Annotated in this window: 5 protein-coding genes; 4 read left to right on the top strand and 1 reads right to left on the bottom strand. The window is 67.1% G+C overall.

Annotated features, from left to right (window positions below; translation table 11 throughout):
• From G3N97_RS37355 to G3N97_RS37370, 4 genes are all read left to right on the top strand, one after another.
• The coding region (locus G3N97_RS37355) for a helix-turn-helix transcriptional regulator (protein WP_205997776.1) at positions 1-281 on the top strand (281 nt) is incomplete at its 5' end.
• A 242-nt stretch (positions 282-523) separates the two neighbouring features.
• Complete coding sequence (locus tag G3N97_RS37360; protein ID WP_205997778.1) at positions 524-1,297, top strand: AzlC family ABC transporter permease; 774 nt, start codon at positions 524-526, stop codon at positions 1,295-1,297.
• A gap of 8 nt (positions 1,298-1,305) precedes the next feature.
• Positions 1,306-1,629 (top strand): AzlD domain-containing protein, encoded by a 324-nt coding sequence (locus G3N97_RS37365; protein WP_205997779.1) that lies wholly within the window; start codon positions 1,306-1,308, stop codon positions 1,627-1,629.
• Between the two features lie 239 nt (positions 1,630-1,868).
• Complete coding sequence (locus tag G3N97_RS37370; protein WP_176080963.1) at positions 1,869-2,618, top strand: DUF4088 family protein; 750 nt, start codon at positions 1,869-1,871, stop codon at positions 2,616-2,618.
• Positions 2,619-2,673: 55 nt separating this feature from the next.
• On the opposite strand, the gene G3N97_RS37375 is transcribed toward G3N97_RS37370, so the two are convergent.
• The coding region (locus G3N97_RS37375) for a 3'-5' exonuclease (protein ID WP_205997777.1) at positions 2,674-3,098 on the bottom strand (425 nt) is incomplete at its 5' end.

The following is a 3,098-nucleotide window of genomic DNA, read 5'->3' on the forward strand; positions in this document are numbered from 1 at the left end:
TGCTGGCCGCCGATCTGCCCGCGCCGCTGCGTGTCGCCGATCTCGCCCAGGCGGTCGGCCTGTCGCCGTTCCACGCCACGCGCCTCTTCACCCAGGCGACCGGTCTGCCGCCGCACGCATGGCGCACGCAACTGCGCCTGCAACGCGCACTCGGGCCGCTGCGTGCGGGCGCGTCCGTCGCCGACGTGGCCGCCGCCAGCGGTTTCGCCGATCAAAGCCACTTCACGCGTCACTTCCGCCGCATGTTCGGCGTGCCGCCGGGACGCTGGCAGTCGTCCTGAGCGCTTTACTGCGCGCTTTACTGCGCGCTTTACTGCGCGCTTTACTGCGCGCTTTACTGCGCGTTTTCCTGAGCGTCGTCCGCATCGCCAAGACACACGCCGCCAAGCTGATCGACAAACCGCGCCGCAAGATCGTACAAGCCACGCGGCGCGCCGCTCGCTATGCTGCTTTCCGAATCAGGAGAGACAGCTTGACCACCCACCCTCATCGCTACAAAGAATTCGCCGCCGGCGCGCGCGACATGATCCCCATGATGATCGGCGCGGCTCCGTTCGGCATGATTTTCGGCACGCTCGTCACGTCGGGGCCGCTCGCGCTCTGGCACGGCCAGTTCATGTCGCTCGCGGTATTCGCGGGCTCGGCGCAGTTCATCGCGCTCGGGCTGATCGCCTCGCACGCGAGCTACGCCGTGATCTGGGCCACCACGCTGATCGTCAACCTGCGCCACGTGCTCTACAGCGCCACGCTCGCGCCCTACGTCTCGCATCTGCCGCTGCGCTGGCGACTCGCGCTCGGCGCCGTGCTCACCGACGAGGTGTTCGCCGTCGCGTGGGCGCATTACCGCCGCCACCATCCCGGCGACGACGTCTCTCCATGGCACTTCCTCGGTTCGGGTTTCTCGATGTATCTGAACTGGCAGATCTGGACCGCCGCGGGCCTGCTGTTCGGCGCGGCGTTCCCGGGCCTGCAGTCGCTCGGACTCGACTTCGCGATGGTCGCCACCTTCATCGCCATCGTGGTGCCTCAACTGGTGGCGCTGCGCTTTCTGGCGGCGGCCGTCACCTCGGGCGTGCTCGCGTTCTACTGGCAGGCGTGGCCGTACAAGCTCGGGCTGCTCGGCGCGGTGCTCGCGGGCGTCGTGGTGGGCGTGGCGCTTTCGTTGCCGCGCAAGCCGCGTCAATCGCATGCCGAAGCCGACACCGACGCGCCCTCGAACTCATCGAACCCGACCGCCAAACCGCGTCCGGACCGGCATCCGCGCGAGGCGCACGCCGCCGCAGGAGGCAGCCGATGAACCAGCCCATGAACTACGTCGTCCTGATCCTCGGCATGGCGCTGATCACGTGGATCGTGCGCACCGCCGTCTTCGTGCTCGGCGAGCGGCTCGTGTTTCCGCCGCTCGTGCGCACCGCGCTCGGCTTCGTGCCCGTGACCGTCCTCACGGCGATCATCGTGCCGATGGCCGTCTCGCCGCACGGCCAGGGCGCCGAACTGAGCTGGCGCAATCCGCAACTCGTCGGCGCGCTGGCGGCGATCGTCGTGAGCGCGCTGACGAAGCGTCCGCTGCTGACCATCGCCGTGGGCCTCGGCGTGTTCTTCATCTGGCAAGGCGTCGTGCTGCGCTGAAATGCACGCCGGAATGCGCGCCTGAATACGCATTGGAGTGCGCACTCAAATCCCTACGGACGGGCCGCCGCCCGTCCGCCCGCGGCCCTTTCACGGCACGCGTTCGAGCGAACCTTTCACTCTGTCACTCAAGTTTCGCCGCGCCGCGCCGTTAAACCGTCGAAGCCTGCCTTGGCGCAGTGGTCAGCCGAAGACTGGCCATCACCAGGCAACGCCAGGAATAGATCGGGGCAACCAGAATGGGGAATATCACCCTTAACCTCAAGGAAGAAACACTTGCGTCGCTACGCAAGGATTTCGACGCGTTCCTGCGCGTCTCGCTGAAGCTCGACCCGCAATTCCTTACACCGTCGTTCGAGGACTTCCTGCGCGCGAAGCTGCTCGACAACATGACGCCGCTCACCGAGCAGGCGGTGCAGCGGCTATTGCAGGGCGGCCAGTACGCGTGGGCCAAGCGCACGCTCGACAAGGAGTTTCCGGAAGTCGTGTCGATGCTGATGCGCCAGGCCGGCGATTTTGGCTTCGGCGTCGCGTCGCGTCCCGAGTGGACGCCCGACGAGTTGTCGAAGAAATGCCGCGAATGGGCGGCCGCGATCGTGCAGGAAGCCCAGGGCGAGGAAGCGCAGATCGACCCGCTCGCCGCGCAGATCAAGTCGGGCGTGCAGGACATCCAGACGCTCGAGGAAATCATGCAGACGCCCGCGTGGCGGCTCGCGGAATCGGTGCGCCAGCGCGTCTACGAGGCGAAAATCGGCTGTGAACAGGCCACCGGCTCGCTCGCGCGCGAGCGGCTCGGCGAGTTGCGTGGATTGCTGCGTCTGGGCATCGCGCACGGCACGTTCCAGAAGCAGGAAGCGCAGCAGATCATGGAATATCTGCGTCTGCTGAAGCCGGAAATTTTCGTCGAAGAACCCGACGATGTCTTCACGCGCCTCGCCGCCTGGCTGCGCAACTTCTTCGTGCCGCCGCCGAAGAACCAGCCTCGCTAAGCCCTCCGCTCTCAGGGGCGGCGCGCCGATCCGGCTCACACGCCCGGCGCGCGCCCTAGTCCCACATTTTTCTCAGCTTCGCGCCGATCTCGACCTTCGCGCGCGCCGCGGCGGCCAGTCCCGCCGCACTCGGCGCGCTCGCCACCGGCGGCGCGGGCCACGCGCGCGACTCGAACAGCGGTAGCATCGACGGCGCGATGAAGCGCGTGCGCGACGCCCACACGTGACGATCGCCGGACGCCGCCTGGTTGTGCACATAAAAGCGCTGCGGCACGACGATGTGCAGATCCTCCTTCGCACGCGTCATCGCCACGTAGAGCAGCCGGCGCTCCTCTTCCAGCTCTTCGTCGCTGCCCGCGCCCAGATCGGACGGAATGCAGCCGTCCACACCGTTGAGCACGAACACGTTGCGCCACTCCTGCCCCTTGGCCGAATGGATGGTCGAGAGGATCAGATAATCCTCGTCGAGCAGCGGATCGG

It is taken from the genome of Paraburkholderia sp. Ac-20347 (genome assembly GCF_017104805.1).
Classification (GTDB): Bacteria; Pseudomonadota; Gammaproteobacteria; order Burkholderiales; family Burkholderiaceae; genus Paraburkholderia; species Paraburkholderia tropica.